General features: G+C 27.4%; 23 protein-coding genes, 5 tRNA genes and 2 pseudogenes. 27 read left to right on the top strand and 3 right to left on the bottom strand.

Annotated features, from left to right (window positions below):
- The first annotated feature begins 8 nt into the window (after nt 1–8).
- The 21 genes and pseudogenes from L8T90_RS05935 to L8T90_RS05835 all read left to right on the top strand — a co-directional run bounded on the left by L8T90_RS05935 (nt 9) and on the right by L8T90_RS05835 (nt 14,819).
- Nucleotides 9–1,049: a GGDEF domain-containing protein gene (locus L8T90_RS05935; RefSeq protein ID WP_263664077.1), complete on the top strand. Its 1,041-nt coding sequence runs from the start codon at nt 9–11 to the stop codon at nt 1,047–1,049.
- Nucleotides 1,046–1,570: a peptide deformylase gene (gene def, locus L8T90_RS05930; protein WP_039642414.1), complete on the top strand. Its 525-nt coding sequence runs from the start codon at nt 1,046–1,048 to the stop codon at nt 1,568–1,570. Before L8T90_RS05935 ends, def begins: the two co-directional genes overlap by 4 nt.
- A complete protein-coding gene (locus L8T90_RS05925) occupies nt 1,567–3,075 on the top strand; it encodes a YifB family Mg chelatase-like AAA ATPase (protein ID WP_263736982.1) in 1,509 nt (502 codons plus the stop codon). Before def ends, L8T90_RS05925 begins: the two co-directional genes overlap by 4 nt.
- An 8-nt stretch (nt 3,076–3,083) precedes the next feature.
- On the top strand, nt 3,084–3,773 hold the full coding sequence (locus tag L8T90_RS05920) for an NYN domain-containing protein (protein WP_039619378.1): 690 nt from the start codon (nt 3,084–3,086) through the stop codon (nt 3,771–3,773).
- 2 nt (nt 3,774–3,775) lie between these two features.
- Nucleotides 3,776–5,116 (top strand): DNA recombination protein RmuC, encoded by a 1,341-nt coding sequence (gene rmuC, locus L8T90_RS05915; RefSeq protein ID WP_263736981.1) that lies wholly within the window; start codon nt 3,776–3,778, stop codon nt 5,114–5,116.
- Nucleotides 5,100–6,446, top strand: coding sequence for an NAD(P)H-hydrate dehydratase (locus L8T90_RS05910; RefSeq protein ID WP_263736980.1), 1,347 nt, complete (start codon nt 5,100–5,102; stop codon nt 6,444–6,446). Before rmuC ends, L8T90_RS05910 begins: the two co-directional genes overlap by 17 nt.
- Nucleotides 6,437–7,009, top strand: a complete 573-nt coding sequence (gene purN / locus L8T90_RS05905; protein ID WP_263725293.1) for a phosphoribosylglycinamide formyltransferase — start codon at nt 6,437–6,439, stop codon at nt 7,007–7,009. Before L8T90_RS05910 ends, purN begins: the two co-directional genes overlap by 10 nt.
- Before the next feature lie 42 nt (nt 7,010–7,051).
- The gene (locus L8T90_RS05900; protein ID WP_263736979.1) at nt 7,052–7,774 is read left to right on the top strand and encodes a TerC family protein; all 723 of its coding nucleotides are present in this window, start codon (nt 7,052–7,054) and stop codon (nt 7,772–7,774) included.
- Nucleotides 7,775–7,860: 86 nt separating this feature from the next.
- Nucleotides 7,861–7,938, top strand: a tRNA-Pro gene (locus L8T90_RS05895).
- Nucleotides 7,939–7,950: 12 nt separating this feature from the next.
- Nucleotides 7,951–8,027, top strand: a tRNA-His gene (locus L8T90_RS05890).
- Nucleotides 8,028–8,030: 3 nt separating this feature from the next.
- Nucleotides 8,031–8,107, top strand: a tRNA-Arg gene (locus tag L8T90_RS05885).
- Between the two features lie 27 nt (nt 8,108–8,134).
- Nucleotides 8,135–8,211 (top strand) — tRNA-Arg (locus L8T90_RS05880).
- 5 nt (nt 8,212–8,216) lie between these two features.
- A tRNA-Leu gene (locus L8T90_RS05875) sits at nt 8,217–8,301 on the top strand.
- 295 nt (nt 8,302–8,596) lie between these two features.
- Nucleotides 8,597–9,733, top strand: a complete 1,137-nt coding sequence (locus L8T90_RS05870; RefSeq protein WP_263666688.1) for a tyrosine-type recombinase/integrase — start codon at nt 8,597–8,599, stop codon at nt 9,731–9,733.
- The gene (locus L8T90_RS05865) at nt 9,734–10,369 is read left to right on the top strand and encodes a hypothetical protein (protein ID WP_039642408.1); all 636 of its coding nucleotides are present in this window, start codon (nt 9,734–9,736) and stop codon (nt 10,367–10,369) included.
- A 113-nt stretch (nt 10,370–10,482) separates the two neighbouring features.
- Complete coding sequence (locus L8T90_RS05860) at nt 10,483–10,710, top strand: type II toxin-antitoxin system HicA family toxin (RefSeq protein WP_263736978.1); 228 nt, start codon at nt 10,483–10,485, stop codon at nt 10,708–10,710.
- Nucleotides 10,707–11,073: pseudogene (locus L8T90_RS07890) on the top strand (type II toxin-antitoxin system HicB family antitoxin). The gene L8T90_RS05860 and the pseudogene L8T90_RS07890 overlap by 4 nt, the downstream one beginning before the upstream one ends.
- Nucleotides 11,074–11,519: 446 nt before the next feature.
- Nucleotides 11,520–11,705 (top strand): helix-turn-helix domain-containing protein, encoded by a 186-nt coding sequence (locus L8T90_RS05850; RefSeq protein ID WP_039642406.1) that lies wholly within the window; start codon nt 11,520–11,522, stop codon nt 11,703–11,705.
- Between the two features lie 10 nt (nt 11,706–11,715).
- Nucleotides 11,716–12,840 (top strand): hypothetical protein, encoded by a 1,125-nt coding sequence (locus L8T90_RS05845; RefSeq protein ID WP_263736976.1) that lies wholly within the window; start codon nt 11,716–11,718, stop codon nt 12,838–12,840.
- Nucleotides 12,833–13,978, top strand: a complete 1,146-nt coding sequence (locus L8T90_RS05840) for an AAA family ATPase (RefSeq protein ID WP_263670270.1) — start codon at nt 12,833–12,835, stop codon at nt 13,976–13,978. Before L8T90_RS05845 ends, L8T90_RS05840 begins: the two co-directional genes overlap by 8 nt.
- Nucleotides 13,979–14,393: 415 nt before the next feature.
- Complete coding sequence (locus L8T90_RS05835; protein WP_318529939.1) at nt 14,394–14,819, top strand: type II toxin-antitoxin system PemK/MazF family toxin; 426 nt, start codon at nt 14,394–14,396, stop codon at nt 14,817–14,819.
- Nucleotides 14,820–15,054: 235 nt separating this feature from the next.
- Here the strand turns inward: L8T90_RS05835 and L8T90_RS05830 are convergent, their stop codons facing one another.
- From L8T90_RS05830 to L8T90_RS05820, 3 genes are all read right to left on the bottom strand, one after another.
- Complete coding sequence (locus tag L8T90_RS05830; protein WP_039664629.1) at nt 15,055–15,267, bottom strand: hypothetical protein; 213 nt, start codon at nt 15,265–15,267, stop codon at nt 15,055–15,057.
- Between the two features lie 191 nt (nt 15,268–15,458).
- A complete protein-coding gene (locus L8T90_RS05825) occupies nt 15,459–15,701 on the bottom strand; it encodes a hypothetical protein (protein ID WP_039642400.1) in 243 nt (80 codons plus the stop codon).
- Nucleotides 15,702–15,724: 23 nt separating this feature from the next.
- Nucleotides 15,725–15,928, bottom strand: coding sequence for a hypothetical protein (locus L8T90_RS05820; protein ID WP_039642399.1), 204 nt, complete (start codon nt 15,926–15,928; stop codon nt 15,725–15,727).
- Nucleotides 15,929–16,086: 158 nt separating this feature from the next.
- Here L8T90_RS05820 and L8T90_RS05815 point away from each other — a divergent pair, with 158 nt between their 5' ends.
- The 6 genes and pseudogenes from L8T90_RS05815 (at nt 16,087) to L8T90_RS05790 (ending at nt 20,786) form a co-directional block, all read left to right on the top strand.
- Nucleotides 16,087–16,467 carry a hypothetical protein gene (locus L8T90_RS05815; protein ID WP_263736974.1) on the top strand — a complete coding sequence of 127 codons (381 nt, stop codon included), beginning with the start codon at nt 16,087–16,089 and terminating at the stop codon, nt 16,465–16,467.
- A gap of 469 nt (nt 16,468–16,936) precedes the next feature.
- Nucleotides 16,937–17,017 (top strand): annotated as a pseudogene (locus L8T90_RS05810) (type II toxin-antitoxin system RelE/ParE family toxin); the annotation flags it as partial.
- 568 nt (nt 17,018–17,585) lie between these two features.
- The gene (locus L8T90_RS05805) at nt 17,586–18,473 is read left to right on the top strand and encodes a choline kinase family protein (RefSeq protein ID WP_263736973.1); all 888 of its coding nucleotides are present in this window, start codon (nt 17,586–17,588) and stop codon (nt 18,471–18,473) included.
- Nucleotides 18,473–19,339 carry a DMT family transporter gene (locus tag L8T90_RS05800; RefSeq protein ID WP_263736972.1) on the top strand — a complete coding sequence of 289 codons (867 nt, stop codon included), beginning with the start codon at nt 18,473–18,475 and terminating at the stop codon, nt 19,337–19,339. The genes L8T90_RS05805 and L8T90_RS05800 overlap by 1 nt, the downstream gene beginning before the upstream one ends.
- Nucleotides 19,336–20,013, top strand: a complete 678-nt coding sequence (locus tag L8T90_RS05795) for an NTP transferase domain-containing protein (protein ID WP_263736971.1) — start codon at nt 19,336–19,338, stop codon at nt 20,011–20,013. The genes L8T90_RS05800 and L8T90_RS05795 overlap by 4 nt, the downstream gene beginning before the upstream one ends.
- Nucleotides 20,001–20,786 (top strand): LicD family protein, encoded by a 786-nt coding sequence (locus L8T90_RS05790; protein ID WP_263736970.1) that lies wholly within the window; start codon nt 20,001–20,003, stop codon nt 20,784–20,786. The genes L8T90_RS05795 and L8T90_RS05790 overlap by 13 nt, the downstream gene beginning before the upstream one ends.
- The last annotated feature ends 42 nt before the right edge of the window (nt 20,787–20,828 follow it).

Below are 20,828 nucleotides of genomic sequence, written 5' to 3'. Positions count from 1 at the left end.
GCATAGCAATGTTAGATGATGATTTATTTGCTGATTTAAATTTAAGTAGTGATCCAACTCCAGCCAAAGAAGCTCCAAAAATTCAAAAAATTAGTGGAGGTGAATTTGAAAAATTTGCAAAGTCTATTTTGACTGAGCTTGTGAAAGATAATGTACCTCCAACACCAACTAATTACGGAGTTTATTTTCAAAAAATGCTTGAAGAACGTCCGGTAGCTTTTAAGAAAAAAGTTAGCGAGATTATGGAATTTGAGCAAAATGATGATGGTATCAAACGTGCAAATATAGAACAAGAAATCAAAAAAAGTTTTAGTTCTACTTCGGCATTATTGCAATACATTGCTATGATTTATAGACATCTTGAAACAGTTAAAGATATGTTAAGAAGGCGTAATTCAGAACTTGCTATTAGTACAGGAAATTTAGCTGTTTCTAATGTAATTCACGCTCTTGAAGCAGATCTTTCAAGATTTTCTAGTATTTTAGATAAATATTCAGATGAGATTAAAGAAAGTTTTGATGAGGTTAGACAAACTTATAAACATATAGAAGAGCAAAGTGATTTTGACTCTAAATTTGGAGTTTATAATAAAAAATATTTTTTAGAAAATTTAGAAAAAAGCATTGAAAGTAATGCAAAATATAATTATCATACTTCCTTAATATTTTTTAGAGTAAAAGAAGAAATTCTTGAGCAAACTTATACTCAAAAAGAAAAAAATGCTTTTTTAAAAGGTGTGTGTAGAATTTTTAGTAAAAATGTCTCTTCAAGCGATATAGTAGCCCATTGTGGAAACAATATTTTTGCTATGATGATTTCTCATACAAATTTAGAAAAAGCACAAGAAATATGTAATAAAATTTTAGAATCTTTAGAAAATTCAAATTTTTTCCTAGCAGATAAAGAAATAGATGTAGATGTTGAAGTGGCTATAAGTGCTGTTAATCAAGATAGTAAGGGTGAAGAATTAATAGAAAAATGTATTGAAGCTTTAAAAGATTCAGGAAAAAATTTAGAACCCTTTATAATAGTGGAAAAAGAAAAATGATAAGAAAGATAATTACCTATCCTAATCCAAGATTATTTTTAGAGTCAAAAAAAGTAGAAAATTTTGATAAAGATTTACATATACTTTTAGATGATATGTATGAAACAATGATAGCTAATAAGGGCGTAGGCTTGGCTGCTATTCAAGTTGATGTGCCAATTAGAGCTTTGCTTGTAGATATTGGTGATGAAGAAGGTGAGCAAAAAGAAGATAAACAAACTCTTTTAGAAATTATTAATCCTATTATAACACCTTTAGATGATGAAAAAATTTCTTGCAATGAAGGTTGTTTAAGCATACCAGGTTTTTATGAAGATGTAATGCGTTATAAAAATATACAACTTGATTATCAAGATAGATTTGGCAAGCCACAAAGTTTGCAAGCGCATGATTTTTTAGCAGTGGCTATTCAACATGAAGTTGATCATCTTGATGGGCATTTGTTTATAGAAAAACTTTCTTTTTTAAAACGCCAAAAATTTGATAAAGACTTTAAGAAAAAATCCAAAAAGAACAAATGAAAAAACTAAAATGTGCAAGTTTTTCTACAGAGCTTGATATTATCGATGTAGAATCAACTTTCACAAGAGGTTTGCCAGGTTTTAGTATAGTGGGTCTTGCAAATTCTACCATCAAAGAAAGCACAGAAAGAGTTAAGGCAACTTTACTAAGTCAAAATTTCAATTTCCCAGCTCAAAAAATCACTATCAATCTTAGTCCATCAGATATCCCTAAAAATGGCTCTCATTTTGATTTGGCTATTGCGATTTTGATTTTATTTCAAAAAGAAAATTTAGATGACTTTTTTGTTTTTGGAGAACTTGGTTTAGATGGGAGTATTAAAAGTACTGCTAGTTTATTTTCTATCTTGCTTTTTTTAAGTGCAAAAGTACAAAATGCCAAAGTAGTAGTACCAAAAGCTATAGCACAAAAAGCTTCGATGATACCCAACTTAACAATCTATGCTTTGGAAAATTTAGCTCAAGCTATGGATTTTTTTAAAGAAAAAAATTATGAAAATTATCATATAAATAATGCTCATCCTTTATTTGAAAATGCCATAGAAATTAATAATCAAAAATATATAAAAAATTCTACTTACCCTTATGATTTTAAAGAAGTTAAGGGTCAAGAAAATGCTAAATTTGCTTGTATAATAGCAGCTTTGGGTATGCATAATATTTTATTTGAAGGTAGTCCAGGTAGTGGTAAAAGTATGTGTGCTAAAAGACTTCCTTTCATCATGCCACCACAAAGTTTGAAAGAAATTTTAGCTCAAAATGCCTATAAGTCATTAAATTCTTTAGACGATGATTTTAGTGCTAGTAGGGTTTTTAGAAGTCCTCATCATACAAGTACTAGGGCTAGTATTTTTGGTGGAGGAACCAAAAATGCCAAGATAGGAGAAATAGCACTTGCAAATGGAGGGGTTTTGTTTTTTGATGAGTTTCCCCATTTTTCAAAACAAATTATAGAAAGTTTAAGAGAACCACTAGAGGATTTTAAAATTCTTATTTCAAGAGTTAATACCAAGGTGATTTATGAAACTAAATTTTTATTTGCTTGTGCGCAAAATCCTTGTCCTTGTGGAAATTTATTTTCTAAAAGTCTTGCATGTCGTTGCCAAGAGATAGAAATTAAAAAATACAAAAATAAAATTTCATCTCCTATTTTAGATAGGATTGATCTTTATGTAGCTATGGATGAGATTTCACATGAAGATAAAACAAGTTTAAGCTCTGAACAAATGAGTGAAATGGTTTTTAAAGGATTTTTATTTCAAAAGCAAAGAAAACAAGAAGAATTTAATGCTAAATTAAATGATGAACAGCTGAAACAATTTTGTATTTTAGATTCTACTGCGAATGAAATTTTACAAAAGGCTATAAATTCACATAATCTTTCTCAAAGAGGGGTAAATAAAACCATAAAAGTAGCAAGAACTATTGCAGATTTAGAGCAAAGTGAGTTGATCTTAAAAACTCATATTTTAAAAGCATTAAGTTTTAGAATGAGAACTACATAGGAGAAAAAATGGATAATAAAAGTGTGGCGATCTTTATTGATGCAGAAAATATTCCTTCAAAATATGCAAAATCTATTTTTGACATCGCCTCTGATTATGGAGAAATTGTTATAAAACGAATTTATGGAGATTGGACACAAAAAAATATACAAAATTGGAAAGAACAAATCGCACAATATTCTATCATCGCTATGCAACAATTTAATTTTATAGCTAATAAAAACTCAAGTGATATGTACTTAATCACTGAGATTATGAGTTTTTTTTATGAAAAAGATATTGATATTTTTGTCATTGTTTCAAGCGATAGCGATTATACTAGTTTAATCCAAAGACTTAAAGAAGGTAAAAAGCAAGTTATAGGTATGGGTTTAAAACAAGCTGTAAAATCTTATGTGAATTCTTTTAGTGAATTTTTTTATTTAGATCAAGATGAATCTAAAGAAAAAATATTAAGCACTAAAGAATATATCAAAGATTTAATCAATATCACAGAAGCCTTAATAGAAGAAAAAGGCCGTGCTGAATATGCTCAAATTCGCACCAATATGAATAGAAAACACGCAAATTTTATCCCTCAAAATTTTGGTTTTAAAAATTTTAGAGCATTGGTAAAAGAGTTTTTACCACAAATGAAACAATTTAAAGAAGGTAATGAAAAAAATATTTATTTTCTTATTGAAAAAACAAAGGCTTAAAAATGGAAAATATCTTGATAGCCTTTTTAGCTGTTGTAGTTTTAGTTTTTATATGGTATGCGTTTAAAAGTCAAAAAGAAAAAGCAAAATTAGAGTTTTTAAACCAAAGTAATATAGCTTTGCAAAATCAACTTGCTAATTTAGAGTTTGAAAAAACTACACTCATAGAAAAAAATTCCAAACTTTTAGATGAAAAAATATTATATTTGTCTAAAAATGAGGCTTTAGAAGTAAAATTAGCTCAAAAAGAACAAACCCAGCAAGAACTTTTAAATATACATTTAAAAGAGCGTGCGAATTTAAAAGAAGAATATACTCAAACTTTAATAAAACTAGAAGAAAAATACAAGCAAAGCTTAGTAGAATTAAAACAAGAATTAGAACAAAATTTACAAAAACAAAATGCTAGTATTTTAAACCAAAACAAACTTATGCTTAATGAGGATACAAAAAAAATCTTAGAAGAAATTTTCTTGCCTGTGAAAAAAAGCGTTAAAGAATACAATGAAAGACTAAATTCAAATGAAGTTAGTCTTAAAACTCATATTGATAATATGTTTAAATTTAGCCAAAATATGACAGAAAATGCAGATAAGTTAGCTAAAATTTTAAAGGGCGATAAAAAAATTCGTGGTAATTTTGCAGAATTGCAACTAAAATCAGTTTTAGAAAATAGTGGTTTGGTAGAGGGCGTGCAGTATAAATTGCAAGAGAGATTTCAAGATGAGGGTAAAACCTATATTCCTGATGCGGTTGTGTTTTTAGATAAACAAAAAAGTATAATCATAGATGCAAAATTTTCTTTACCAAGTGATTTTGCTTTTGAAGATATTAGTCAAAATACCTGCCTTGATTTGGCTTATAATCTAAAATCAAGGATTGACGAGTTAGCCAAAAAGCCTTATATGCAGTATGATAAACACACTTATGAGTTTGTTTTGCTTTTTATACCTTATCAAAATATCTTAGATTTGATTTTAAATGTAGATCTTGAAATTTATCAATATGCTTATAAAAAAAAGGTTTATTTAACTACACCAAATACTCTTTTTATGGCACTAAATACGATAAATATTTCATGGAAAAATATACAAAGTAATGAAAATATCCTAAAAGCTTTTGATGAGCTTGGCAAATTTCATGATAAATTTGCAGGTGTTTTAGATGATTTTGAAAAAATCAAAGAAAACATCAAAAGATTAAATACAAATGTAGATAATATGCAAACAAAGCTTACTCATGGAAGTGGAAATATTGCTTCAAGAGTGATAAAACTTAAAGAGCTAGGCGCTAAAACCCAAAAGCTTATAAAATGTGAGATGAGCGATGAAAGTAGTATTTAAAGATAATATTTCTTATGAAAAAGAGCTTATTGAAAAAGGTTTGGATGAGTTTTTAATGATGGAAAATGCAGGCATAGAGCTTGCAAATTTGATTAAGAAAAAAAGTAAAAACATAAAAAATGCTAAAATTTTATTTTTGCTTGGTACTGGTGGAAATGGAGCTGATGGACTTGTGGCCATTAGACACTTAAAAAAAGCTTTTGCTTTTGTTATGCCATATAAAAAAAGTACAGTGTTTACCAAGCAAGAGCAAATTTTAAAAAATATAGGTTTTAATTTCTTAAAAAAAGAACCTAAATTTAAAGATTTTGACATTATAGTTGATTGTGTTTTTGGAAGTGGTTTAAATAAAGCTTTAGATGAAAATTTGCAAAGAATTTTTAAAAAAATTGCTAAAAGTAAGGCTTTAAAAATAGCTTGTGATATTCCTAGCGGGCTTGGACAAGAACTATGTTTTAAGGCTGATTATACTCTTTGCATGGGGGTAATTAAAGAAATTTTGCTAGAAGATTTTGCAAAAGAATTTGTAGGTAAAATTAAAATTGCGAATTTGGGTTTAAAACCTTATATGCAAAATACTTCAAGTTTTTTACTAGAAAAAAAAGATTTAAAACTCATTACCAAAAAAGCTAGCTCAAATAAAGGTGATTTTGGTCATGTTTATATTTTTGCCAATAAAAGCGCAGGTACTTTAGCTGGACTTGGTGCTTTAGAGTTTGGGGCAGGGCTTGTATCTTTAGTGGCCAAAGAAAGCTTTTCGCCTTTGATTATGCTAAAAGATGATATTGAAGGCAAAATAAATGCAGCTACTATAGGTATGGGGCTTGATGATTTAAGTATTTTAAAAGATGAAAGATTAAAAAATATTCCTTTAGTCTTAGATGCAAATTGCTTCCAAAGTGAAAATTTGTTTTCATATCTTGATAGAGAAGATGTTGTTTTAACTCCTCATCCTAAAGAGTTTTCTATGCTTTTAAAACTTTGTTTTAATGAGGATGTAAGTGTAGAAGAAATTCAAAACAAACGCTTTTTTTATGCAAGAAAATTTAGTTCTAAATTCCAATGTGCTTTGGTGTTAAAAGGGGCTAACCCCATCATCACTCAAAAAGAAAAACTTTTTGTAGTAAATTGTGGCAATGAGGCTTTGGCAAAAGGTGGAAGTGGGGATGTGCTAAGTGGTATGATAGTAGCTTTACTTGGGGCGAAATTTAATGCTTTAGAAGCTGCTAAAAATGCAGTATTAGCTCATGCTTTGGTGGCTAAAAATTATAAGAAAAATAAAATTAGTTTTGATGCTTTAAAATTAATAAAGGGGTTAAAATGCTTATAAAATTAGCAGTTTTATTTAGTGGTAATGGAAGTAATTTGGAAAATATTTTAGAAAAATTACATAAAAAAACTTTTGGTAAAAATACCTTTGAAGTAGTTTTGTGTGTATGCAATAAAAAAGAAGCTTATGGCATACAAAGAGCTTTAAAATATGGTCTTGAAACTAAAATCATAGAACATGAAAAATTTACTTCAAGAGAAGAATTTGACGCAGAATTAGTAAAAATTATAAAAGAAAGTCAAGTAGATTTGACTATCCTAGCAGGATTTATGCGAATTTTAAGTCCTGTTTTCACTCAAAATATAAAAGCTATTAATCTTCATCCTTCTTTGCTTCCTTTATTTAAAGGTGCTCATGCTATCAAAGAAAGCTATAAAAGTGATATGAAAGTAGCAGGCATTAGCGTGCATTGGGTTAATGAAGAGCTTGATGGTGGTAAAATCATTGCACAAAAGGCGTTTGAAAAAGCTAAGTTAAGCTTTGAAGAGTTTGAAGATAAAATTCACCAGCTCGAACATACACTTTTACCCGAAACCATTGTAAAAATTTTTGAAAATGATTAATTTTTCATCATTATAATTACGCTTTTTGTTTAAGGAAAGTAAATGTTTGAATGGATTTTTAGTGTAGATGCTTGGGTGGTATTACTTACTCTTACAGCTTTGGAGATTGTACTAGGGATTGATAATATCATTTTTCTAGCGATTTTAGTTTCTAAATTACCACCAGAACATAGAGATAAGGGTAGAATTCTAGGTCTTGCTTTTGCGATGATTACTAGAATTTTATTGTTATTGTCTTTATTTTGGGTGATGAAACTTGTCACACCTTTATTTAGTATATTGGGTAATGAAATTTCAGGTAGAGATTTGGTGCTTTTGCTTGGAGGTTTGTTTTTAATAGTTAAGTCTATTAAGGAAATTAAAGAAAGTATAATGCACCAAGAGGAAAGTCAAAGCAATATAAAAATTAGCAATAAACTTTGGGTTGTAGTTGCTGAAATAGCTGTGATAGACATAGTATTTTCTCTTGATAGTGTTATTACTGCTGTGGGCATTGCTCAAGATATAGAGATTATGATTATTGCTGTGATTATTGCAGTTTTAGTTATGCTTTTTGCCTCTAAACCAATTGCAGATTTTGTAGAAAAATATTCAAGTATTAAAATCTTAGCCTTGGCATTTTTAGTAATGATAGGCTTTGTTTTAGTATGTGAAAGTTTTGATATCCATATAGATAAAGCATATATTTATACAGCTATGGCTTTTTCTTTGATAGTAGAAATTTTAAATATCATTTCACAAAAAAAACAAACAGACAATTCTTAAAATATTTAGCATTTTTTATGCTAAATATTTTTTTATCTTGACTTTTAATATTTTTTTATGTAAAATAACGCTTTATTTTTGTACATCGGGGTGTAGCGCAGTCTGGTTAGCGCACTTGGTTTGGGACCAAGGGGCCGAAGGTTCGAATCCTTTCACCCCGACCATTTTTATAAATGGTGAGTGTAGCTCAGTCGGTTAGAGCATCAGATTGTGGTCCTGAGGGTCGTGGGTTCGATTCCCATCACTCACCCCATCAGCGCTCGTAGCTCAACTGGATAGAGCGACAGACTTCGGATCTGTAGGTTATGGGTTCGATTCCTATCGGGCGCACCATAAGCCCATTGTTACTTTTATTTTTATGCGCTCATAGCTCAGCTGGATAGAGCAACGGCCTTCTAAGCCGTAGGTCAGAGGTTCGAATCCTCTTGAGCGTACCACTTTTGCGGATGTGGTGAAATTGGCAGACACGCCAGACTTAGGATCTGGTGCAGCAATGCGTGAAGGTTCAAGTCCTTTCATCCGCACCACTCTAAGCCCTATTTTACCATAGTTTGAGAGATTTAGCTTAAATTACGCTGAAGTCTTTGAAGTCCTATTGTATCATTTCGAATTATTTCAAAAAGGTAACCTTTTAGCAGGTAACTTTTTAAAGTAACCGGATGAAAGGATAGTTAAAAAATCGTCCTTTTTATCTATTTAAGTTTAGCGGTAAAAAAGGTCAATTTTGGCTTTAACCTTAAAGCAAAGGTAACTTATAATAATTTAATTAAACTTACAGGGCTTTTGAATACGCTATAATACAGCAAAAATACAAGGTTAAAAATGGCGATTGATAGAAAGGATTATAATATATCCATAGGAAAAGGAACACATCTAAAAAGACACAAAAATAAAATCAACGCCTTTTTATTTAGAATGCAAAACGGCGGTAAAGAAAAACAACACGCTTTCACTATCCCCTTACGCCCTACTTGGAATGAAAACGAATATATAAGAATAGCACTTGCAAGAGCTAAAGAATATGAAAACGAGTTTAAAAAGCTTTTTAGTGCCACTTATACTTTAAACTCTAGTATTTTAATAAAAAACCTTTTTGAAGTCTTTATAAAAGCTAATTATAATATTAAAGATTTAAACGAGCAACACAAAGGTCACATTAGAAACTTAATAAGCATTTTTAATAATCATATTTTAGAACCTTTAGGAAATATACATTTAGATGAACTTACGCTTTATAAGGTGCAAGAGTTTTATAATGATATGAAAAATAAGGGATTAGAACCAAAAACATATAATAGAGCCATTAAAGAAGTTTTAAACCCTATGATTAAATATGCTATAAAAAACAAATGGATTAATGAAAATGTTACTCTAGGTTTAAAACTTGATAAGGTGCAAAATAAAAAGCTTGTTACCAATCCTAAAGGCAAATATGAAGCTATTTTAAATGCTATTTTAGAACTATACAAAGACAATTCACTTTATAAGGCTTTGTTTTTACTTATACATAGTGGTAGGCGTAGGGATGAGGTTTTAAGTCTTCTTTGGCAAAATGTAGATTTAGAAAGAAAAACTATATTTTTACCAAAAACAAAAAACGGCGAAGCACAAGAGTATGCCTTAGATGATGAGTGTTATAAGGCTTTAAAAGCTTTAAAAGATGAGGTTAAACAAGATAAAGGCTTAGTCTTTGTTTCTAGTGTTAGTGGTAAAAAAATATCAAACTTAGCAAGACAAGAAATTAAAATAAGAGAGCTTAGCGGTGTAAGAGAATGGACGCCTCATTTTTCAAGGCATATAAAAGCTACTTTGCTAATACAAAATGGAGTTAATCCTGCAGTAATTAGCGGGACTTTGGGGCATAGAGACTTAAGCACTATAAACATTTATGCAACTAATGATACACTTAAGGCAAGTCAAAAAGCTAACGAGGCTTTAAAGAAATTACAAGAAGAGTAAATGCAAGATTTAGAGTTTATCTTTTCAAAACAAAGATTAGAGTATTACAAAGATATAAACGAGCATTTTGAGAACTTAAAATTAATATCTAAGATAATTCCTAAAATAGCTATACTTGAGATTTATATAAGAAATGCGTTAGATTATGAACTAAGCTTTAAATGCAAGGAGTGGATAAAAATAAGCGATAATCCTTTTTTACTGGCAAAAATAAATGAGTTTAAAGACAAAGAAAGTTTAGAACCTCATCAAATATTGTCACGCCTTAGCTTAGGTGTGGTAGCTAAATTAATCGTATCTTATAAGGTGCAAAACAAGATTTTAGAGTTAAAGACTTTTGATTTTAGAAAGTATAGTCCTAGCAATAGAAACTTTTTTATTTATAAAAACACAAAACAGGGTTTTGATAATATAGATAAGGTTAATATTGTTTTAAACTTGTTACATACTCTAAGAAATAGAGCTTGTCATTTTGAAAATCTTTTAAAGCTTAGAGAAAATAATAATAAACTATATCCCCGCATAAGCACAAAAGAAAAAGGAACAAATATAGGTCTAATGCCTGATAAAATAGAAGATTTTTTGAATGATTTAATTTGTGGAATAAATAAAGATTTGTTAGATTATATTAAGTAGGGGTTGAGCCCCCCTTTGAATGTAAAAAAATTATAAAACACAAATACTTAATAAAATATAAAATACCTTATAAGGCTTTAAAATGCTTTAAGATAATTCTATATAATACATATATGAGTAATAAAGAAAAGTTAATTAAAGAACTAGAAAATAACCCTAAAAACGCAAGTTTTGCCAATATAGAAAAGCTTTTAAGTTGGTATGGTTATAAACTTGTTAGCATTAAGGGAAGTCATCATAAGTTTAAGAAAAATGGAAAAAGTATTATTGTGCCTTTGCATAAACATATAAAAGAAATTTATGTAAAGCAAATACTAAAGCACTTAAAAGGGGAAAAATGAAAAAAGATATAAATTATTATTTGAACTTACCTTATAAGATTAATTTGGTAAGACTTGAAGATGGAGACTACTTTGCGCAATTTGATGATAAAGAGCTAAATAAACTTGTTTTAATGGCAGGATATGGTAAAACACCAAATGAAGCAATAGAAGATTTAAAAAACGCTTTTGCTTGTTATTTAGAAGAAGCTTTAGAAAAAAACGAGTTTATACCTGAACCTATGAAATGATAAAAGTAAGAACCTAGCTATCACTTTAAAAAATAGTCTTATAGATGAGATAGATTTTTATTCTAAGAAAATGGGCTTATCACGCAGTGCTTTTTTGGCTATTTCTGCTAAGGCATATATTAAAAACCTTTAAAGATATTGGCTTGTTATGAAAAAAAATAGAAAATATGAGTAAAATTTTTGTTACTTTTTAGAAAAATATCGCTAGTAATTTAAGTTTAAAATTGTTTCTTATAAAAAAAGGCGAAATAAAAGAAATATAACAAAACAAAAGAAACCTAAGAAACCAAAAATAGTTACAAATGGTAATAAATTTGCATTAAGGCAAAATACTTTGAAAACTGCTAGAATACTTCGTAAATATTCAAAAGAATATTTTTTTAATTTAATGGAATTTGAAAAGCTTCAAAAGGCTTTCAAGTAAGTGCGTTTTAACCCAGTCACCAAACAAAATTAAAACGCACAATTTCATTATAAGAGCTTTAGTTGAAGCCCTTAAAAGAATTGTATTGTAATTTAACTTATCTATTTCTTTTAAAGGCTTTATGAACTCCATAAGTAATTTTAAAAGGATAGAAAATGGAAAACAATACAAACAAAGATTTTTTAACTATACAAGAGGTAGTTACGCTTTATAATCTAAGCAAAGAAACACAAAACAAATATAGAATGCAAAACAAAATTCCTTATATTAAAATAGGTAAAAAAGTATTTTATGATAAAGCTAGACTTGATGAGTGGTTTAGAAGTCACACTATGAATTAAAGGCTTTATAATGAGTGCAAGCCTTTTTAATGATGAGGTAAAATCATATACAAAAAATTACCATTTTGTAACCAACTTCTTACTATACCGCTATGGGTTAAGTTTTGATAGAAGTGGTAATGAAAAATACAACACAAGTCTTAAAATCAAACCAAACACAAGCTTAATAACTGATTTTAACGGCAGTTTTAGTGGAGATGTGATTGATTTTATAGTTTTTAAAGAAAATGTTAGCACAAAAGAAGCTTTAGAGATTTTTGTTGATTTTCATAAGCTACCCACGCATAAGGTGGATAGTTTTAAATCTATAAAAGAAGTTGTAAAAGATGATAGCTATTTAAAAAATATGGCTTATTCTTTACAGGCTGATTATAACTTATACTATGATGATATTTTGAGAAATGAATTATTAGATAAAACCTTTTTTGGTAATTTTAGGCTTTTTATGGATTTATGCAAAATATTAGATTTTGTAAAAATAAATGAGTTTGAAAATATCATAAATGAATACTTTGGATTTTCTAAAAACGACAAAAGCTTAGCACTTATCTTAAGAGATAAAGGTGAGATTAAGAGCATAGCTATAAAAGAAAAAATAGTCAAAGATAAGACAATAAAATGGTTTAAACTAAAAGGAAGCAATGCTAAGTTTATAAAGTTTGTAAAAGCTAAAGAAAATGGATTGCTAAAAGATTGTTGCTTTATATTTAGTGGCATAAAAGAAATAATCATCAGTGAGCTTTTAGGTATAAATGCGATTTGCTTTCAAAGCGATAGCACGATGAAATATATACAAACACACGAGCAAATAAATGAGCTTTTGAGCTTCATAGATGAAAAGTTTTTGTATTTTATTATTGAGAACGATGAAAGTAGTTTTAATGCCAATTTAGGTCTTTTAAAAGAGTTAGCAAAGTTAAAACCAAGTGTGTTAAATAGTTTTTCTGTTCTTAATTATGATGAGTATAAAAATGCTGATTTTGTGGATTTTATAGTTTATTTAATGAAAGAATTAAAAAAAGATTATGAGAAAGACAGAAAGGAGCTAAATACCTTTTTGGCTTTTGCACAAAAGTATTTTAAAAGTTATTTTATGAAAGGCTTAAGCTTTTTAGAAAGGAGTAAAAATGGATAGATTTAAAAGTCAAAGTCAAGATGCAAAACTCAACTTTGATGCTTTTAAAGATATTAAAAAAATAACAAGTAGTCCGAATAGTATTTTACCACAAAATATTAAAAATGCTGATTTTATAGATTTAACAATATGGGCTATAAGAAATAAAGACTTAACTAATGTTGATTTTATATCTTTGATAGATAATTTTTTAGATAAAGGTAGCATTAGTTTTTTAATTAGTGAAGCCAATAAAGGAAAAACATTTTTAAGTCTTGCTATTTGTAAGTATTTATTGGAGTTTGATAAGGTTAAAAAGATTGTTTATTTTGATGGAGATAATAGCAAAATAACCATTAAAAGCAGGATTAAAGAAACAATGCAAATAAAAGGGTGTTGTTTTTTAGATTATGCAGATTTTAATTATATACAAACTAGCAATTCTTTGGAGTATGGAGATGATGAAATAGATGTAGATTTTGATTTTATTGTTAAAAGGTATTTGGAACCTTTAGCACAAAAAGGCAGTTTATCTGATTGTTTTGTTGTTTTTGATAGTCTTTTTAATTTCTTTAAAGGCGATATGAATGATAATAAAAAAGTAGCTGAGTTTATGAAAATAATCAAAAAAATAAGCCATAAAAGCGGTGGGACTTTTTTATTTATTCATCATAAAGGAAAAAGTGTAGAAAATGATTTTATAGGCGGAGTTAATTTTGCAAATGCTACTGATAATCTTTTTATAATACAAACAAGCAATAATGATGGTTTAAAGCTAGATATGGAGTTAAAAACCAAAAAAGCAAGGAACTTTCTACCTCATCCTCTAAAAATAGATATAGACCTAAAAACTCTTGATTTAAAAGTAGAAAAGCTTGTAAATGAAGCTGATACAAACTTTCTTTTAAAGGCTCAGAAAATCATAGAGCAAAGAGGGGAGATTTTGCAAGGGGATTTGTTAGAACTTTTAGGAAAAGCAAAGACTGATACTTATGCCATTAAAAAGCTAGAAAATGGGAAAATGCTATATTATGAAATCTTAGAAAAATCAAGAAGCACGGGCGGAAAAGCATTAAAATACTATATGCCTTTAAAAGAGAACAAAACTATCATTAATGGCATAGAAATAAACGCTACACAAACTTTATTTACTGAATAAAGCTACTTAGTTTTTTAAGCTATGTAGGTTTAACCTATGTAGCTTTGATTAACAAAAATATCCCTTAAATGCAAAAAGTATTTTTACTAATATAAAATTGATTAAAAAACAAAAATCGTTTAAAGCAGCTTTGATTGATTTAACATATATATTTTTATACCTTGCTAGTTTTTAATTATAAAAAATATTTATCATTTTTATAATTTATGTTATAAAAAACATTTGCTTTTAAACCTATTTGCTGAAAAAATATACATAGTGTTTATTAAGCCATAAATGCCTTTTAAATTGATTATATTAAAAGAATAATTCCAACATACAAGCACTAAGACATAGTTTTCTTACAAAGCTAAAAATAAAATTAATTATTTTGGAAGTAAAAATAAGTAAAATTATACTTTCAAAGGAGCTTTTTTTGATGAATTATGATGATAAGTTTAATAAATGGAATAAAAAAAAGAAAGAAATACATTTAAAAGAAAATAAAAAAATAAGCATAGGAAAAATTTATTGGGTTCAAGTAGGTCAAAATATAGGAAGTGAGGTTTATGGAAAGCATAGTGATTTTAAAAGACCTGTGTTGGTTTTAAATAAAATTTATATTCCAAATTATATTAATCTTTTCATAGGAATACCGTTATCGAGCAAAATAGTAAACAAGACAGGTTATCTTTACCATCACTTTATAGATAGTAAAAATAAAAATCAAGTTGCATTACTATCTCAAATAAGGTCTTTTGATACAAAAAGAATAGTAAGTCACTATAATGGTAAAATCAAAAAAGAAGATTTAGAAAAGATAAAAGAAAAAATAACTAAAAATATAATATCCCCGCACTAAGCGGGGTAACTCTCTAACTAAAGATAAAGAGCCAAATCTCCTTTATAAGAAGAAGTCTAAAACCTAACTACATAATAAGTTTCACAATTCTTTTTACTTGTGTTAATTATATCACAATTATAATAAAAAGTATATTATATATGAAAACAACAAAAATATTATTTTTAATTATTTATGTTCAATATTTATCTTATAAAAGGTTTTATGGATTTTGAAATTTCATCTAAAACCTTTTCTACATATCATCTTTTATTAAGTCTTTGATTTTATTGTATTTTTGTGCTTTGATGTAGTTTTCAAGCCAAGATTTAACCCAGTAAGGATAATCCCTACCATTAGTCCCCCAACCATTTATAGCATTATAGCTTACTTCCAATTTTTCGGCAAAATCTTTTTTAGATAAGTTAGCATTATTCATTAGTTTTTTAAACTCATCTTTACTTAGCATAGTCATCCCTTATCATTTTAAATATAAAATTATATCATAATATTTAGTTTTAAATACAAATATACTTTAATTAAGCTATTTATAAATATAAAAATATATAATTATGATTTAAAATAAATACATTTGTATTTTTAATCATAAAAAAGGAATTACAAAAATGGAAAATGTAAGTTATTGTAGAATGGGTATAGCTATTTCTTAGAGGTTTGCTCTAAATTATCTTCTTTTTTGTATTTTTCTAAGATTGTCAATAACTCATCAAAAGCTAAGCATTTTTCATAATAATATAAAAAGGGTTCTACCCAAGCGGGAATTTCTTTATCATCTTTCCAATTTGTAGAAATCCCGCTATAACTTACCTTTGCTATATCTGCAAATGTTTTCCTTGTTAATCCTAGTTTCTTAATTTTTTCATCAAATTCTAATCTTGTCATTTTGTAACCTTTATTTTTGTTTATTAGTTACCTTTTAAAGCTTGTGTCAATTCATCATATTTTTTTGCTTTGATGTAATAGTTTAAAAAAGGCTCTACCCACTTCGCATATGTATTTTTAGTACCCCAATTCACAACGCTGTTATAGTTCATATTAGTTAGTTTTGCAAACTCTTTTTTAGTTAATCCCGCTTGTTTTAGAAGCTTTTCAAATTCGCCCACTTCCATTTTTAACCTTTCTATATAAAATAATTATTTATTATAATTAAATAATCTTTTATTAACTTTAAATAATAAAAAGTGTATTAATTAAGTTATAATTAATAATATTTAATGTAAAATTTCATAAATAATTAATTTGAAGCAATAAAAAAGGAATTACAAAAATGGAAAATGTAAGTTATTGTAGAATGAGTTGTTTAGATGGCAAGATAAATGGGCTTAAATACTTTTTAGATGTGTTTTTGAGCGATTTAGATAGTAAAAGCGATGTTAAGTCTTGTGTAATGTTTGATAATGAGGCAAGTATTTGCGATATAAAAGATATGATTATGGCAATGCTTGATAATATAAAAGATATTACAATCGAGCAAGATAATTGTCTTTATAATGTAAGTCAGCGTGAAAGCACTTATAAAGGTATTGTAAAAGATGAGCTAGGCAAAGAGTTTAGTTTTGAAGAGCTTGAGAAAATACACCAAATACAAGAAGAAAGAATATTAAGAGAAATGTTGGAAGAAGATAAAAATAAAAGGTGTGTGAGTTAAACTCATACATCTTATGATGTAGATAATATCTACACTACTACACTATAAACAAGCTTTAAAATATCCAAAAAACTACATTGTATTAAGCAATATTTAAGAAAATGTTATACGATAAGAATACGATAAAAAGGGCATTTTGCTGATGAGCTAACTATTAATTAGGTCATCTTTTAACCTTTAAATATAAAAGGGTGTAAGTTAAATACTTCCTTATCAACATTTAGCTCCTAAGTTTAATCTAGGTGTTAAAAAAACTGCATAGCTTTGTCAAGGTATTTAAAATTAAATAGCTTTCTTTTAAAGGCATATAAAATAAAATGAGTTATAATAACTAAAAGTGGTTGAAGAGGGTATATCCAAATTTGGAGACACCTACCAAAACCCACAAAATAAACAGTCTTACAAGTGTTACCGCTTGCCAAAAAGAGAAGTGCTAATTTTAGTTAGTGGATATAGTGCAAATCCTATAAAGTCTTTAGCCTTTAATGATGAAAGAGAAAGAGATTTTATTTTTAAAGGCTATGTAATACCTTACAAAATAGATAAATAAAAAGATTTAATTATTATCTTAGGTATTTAGAAAGAAAACCTACCAAACTTTTAAAAATTACTTTTAAGCTTTAGAAAAAAAATACATTTAAGTTTCAAACCAAAAATGCTTAAAAAAGCAAGAAAACTTAAACCAAAAATCCGTGAAACATTCAATTTAAGCTAAATAAACTTAAAATACTTCAAAAAGACTTAAAAGACATTTTGTTAAAATATCGCCAAATAAGGCTTTGGTGCTTATATAAATATAAAAAAGTTTGAAAAGTGTAATTTTCAAAAACTATTTAAGTTTTATAAGAAATAAAGATTGATATGGTTGCATAAAAAAGGTAACTTACAAAAGGTAACCATTATAAAACTATTGTAATATAGATGTTTATTTTTAGTTATATATTTCAAGTCCTTTCATCCGCACCACTTATATAAATCTTGAAAATTGAAAATAGATCTACAAAATTATTTAAATAATTTTTGTGTATTGTAATAATGAAATATTTAGCATTAGTTTTTAAGTTATAATTTGATAAAATTATAACCTTTTTTTAAATCAAAATATGGATCAGTGTTTTATGGATGAATTGGTAAGTATTCTAAGTCATGCTCTTGGAGTTTCAAGGGATGAGATTTTCAGTGTAGAGAAAATTGGAGGTATGACAAATCAAAACTACCTTGTGAAAATCCAAAAAAAATCCACTAATTTAGAGAGCTATTGTTTAAGATTAACAAATCAAAAAACAAACCAACTGATTCATAGAAAAAATGAAAAAATTAATGATTTTCTAGCAAGTCAAGCAAAATTTAGTGTAGAAAGTGTTTATTTTGATGAAAAAACAGGGGTTAAAATTACTAAATTTCTGCATAATTCTTATGCACTTAATCACGAGAAAATCCAAAATAAAACCATATTAAAAGAAATAGCATTTAAACTTGAAGAATTTCACAAAAGTGATTTAGAATTTAAAAACACCTTTAATGTATTTAATTTGTATGAGCAATATTTTTCTTTGTTAAACAACAAAAGTATTTTTTACAAGTATCATAGACAAATGGATTATATTTTAAAAGTTTTTAATAAAATTGCATTGTATTTTCAAAAGCAAAATATTACTGTTTTACCGTGCCATAATGATCTCGTCCCTGAAAATATTTTAATAAAAGATAGAGTTTATTTTATTGATTGGGAGTATTCTGGAAAAAATGATATTTTATGGGAATTAGCAAATTTTATGATAGAATGCAGATTGGATGAAGAGTTAAAGAGATATTTTTTAGAATGTTATTTTAATCGCGATGTCACAAAAAAAGAAAAAATGCATTTAGATTTTTATGCTTTTTCGTGTGATGTTTTATGGACGCTTTGGACTGCCTTAAAAGAAGAAAATAATGAATTTTATGGTAACTATGGTTTTATTAGGATCAATAGAGCATACCAGCGATTAGAAAGTTTAAATTTATAATGAATAAAATAGGATATATTTCTGGTATTTTATCCGGATTGTTTTGGGCTTTAGCTGGAATATTTTATGTAAAAGTTACAGATAGGGTTGTTGATTCTTCTTATTTTGTTTTTGTATTGCTTTTTTGTATTGAGTTTATACCTTGGCTATTTTTAACATTGCTTATTTTATTTTTTAAAAAAGAAGTTGTTTTTAAAAGAAAACTTATATTTCCGTTTTTCGCTGGATTGCTCGCAGGTCCTGTTGCAATGTATTGTTATCTTAATGCAATTTCACTTATAGGCTTAAGTTTCAGTGCTTCAATTACTAGTTTATATCCAGTTTTTGCAACTTTTTTAGCATTTGTATTTTTAAAACAAAAAATAAACATACAAGGTTTTTTTGGTTTATTATTGGCTTTAACATCTTTATTTTTGTTATTTTTTAATGGTTTAAGTTTTAATTTTTTTGGGATAATTTTGGCTTTAATATGTGCATTATCTTGGGGAACTGAATTGGTTTTAAGTTCTATTGTTTTAAAGGAGTTGTCTACGACGAGTGTTTATTATTCAAGGCAAACTGGAGCAAGTTTTGGATATGCGATATTAATTTTTGTTCAAGAACCAAATTTTGCTTTCGATGATATCTTATCATTTAATTTTATTGTATTGCTGTTATGTGCTGTATCTTTTTGGGGGTTATCTTATTTTTTATATTATTTTACGATTTCAAAAATTGGATTAATAAAAGCTATGATGTTGAATATCTCTTATGTAATATGGTTTGTTATAATACAAAGTGAGTTTGACTTTAAACAAATAGCTTTAATTTTTTTAGTGTTTATTGGAGCAAATTTGGTTTTATTTTCTAAAAAGGATAAAGATTGAATGCGATTATTTTAGCAGCTGGGTCAGGAAGCAGATTTCAAGAACTTTCAAAGATAACTCATAAAGCTATGCTTAAAATACAAGGAGTCGCCAACATAGAGCGTACTATTGTTTATCTTAAAGAAGCAATGGTTGATGATATTTATATAGTAATAGGACATCTAAAAGAGCAATTTTTATATCTAGAAGAAAAATATAATGTCAAATTAATCTTTAATGAAAATTATGGAAAATATAATAGCATTTATTCTTTTTATAAAGCTAGTAGTTTTTTCAGTGATAGTTTTGTGATTGATTGTGATGTGGTTTTAAATGAAAATATTTTTTTGCAAAAACAAACTTTGAGTACCTATTATTGTATCCTAAGAAATTCTAAAGGTGAGTGGTATGTAAAAACAAAAGATGGGCTGATAGAAGGAATCGATACTACTTTATCGAGCGGACTTGCTTTATTGGGAGTTTCTTATTTTTGTACAGAAGATTGTAAAAAAATAAGAAAAAATTTAAAAAAATATCTTACATCTAGTTATTTGTTAAACGAGAAAATGTATTGGGATAATATTGTCTTGGATTTACTCTCAGAGCTTAAAATACAAGCAATTGAAGTTGAAAAATGTTATGAAATGGACAATTTGGAAGAATATAAGGAGATTTTAAATAAATGCAAGAGATAACTTCAAACGAACAGAAAAAAGTCTTGATGGATCTTCTTAGATATTTTGATAAATTTTGTAAAAAATATAATATTATTTATTCTTTAGGTGGTGGAACATTAATAGGTGCTGTAAGGCATAAAGGATTTATTCCATGGGATGATGATATAGATATTTATATGCATTATGATGAGTATGATAAATTAAGAAAATATTGGAAAAATTCAGAAAATATATATATGGAAGATATTTATGATAGAAACTGTAGATATTTTTATTTTCTTGCAAAAATTTACAATGAAAATTATTTGATAGAAGATTATGAAGGGCAAAGATGTCCATTTTTTTTAGATATTTTTATTTATGATTATATACCAAACGATATTGATTTGGTGAGAAAAACAGCTAAAAAAATAAAATTTTTAAGAAAACTTATCAGATCTTTTGTTAAACGTTCAGAGGAGTTTGCTTTTTTAAGTAAATTTTGTATTTACTGTTCTAAATATCTTAACAAGCAACTCGATAAAACACTAAAAAATTGGCGTTCAACATACACAAACAATAGTTGTGAAAATATAGCGTTATTTATAAGCGAATGCTCAGAATGGAACAATTCTATTATGCATAAAAAATATTTTAGCAAAACTATTGATCTTTGCTTTGAAGATGAAAACTATCCATGCATGAATGGCTATGGCGAGCATTTAAGAAAATATTATGGTAACTACATGAAACTACCTCCAGAGGATCAAAGAATACCAAAACATGGTTTTAAATTTTATAAGCTATATTGATAAGATAAATCATAAAAATATTTTTATTTGGCTCGTGATTTT

Origin of the sequence: Campylobacter sp. RKI_CA19_01121 (assembly GCF_025771295.1) — a bacterium.
GTDB lineage: Bacteria > Campylobacterota > Campylobacteria > Campylobacterales > Campylobacteraceae > Campylobacter_D.
Note: the sequence above shows the minus strand (reverse complement) of the source record. Positions and strands in the feature narration are given on the sequence as shown.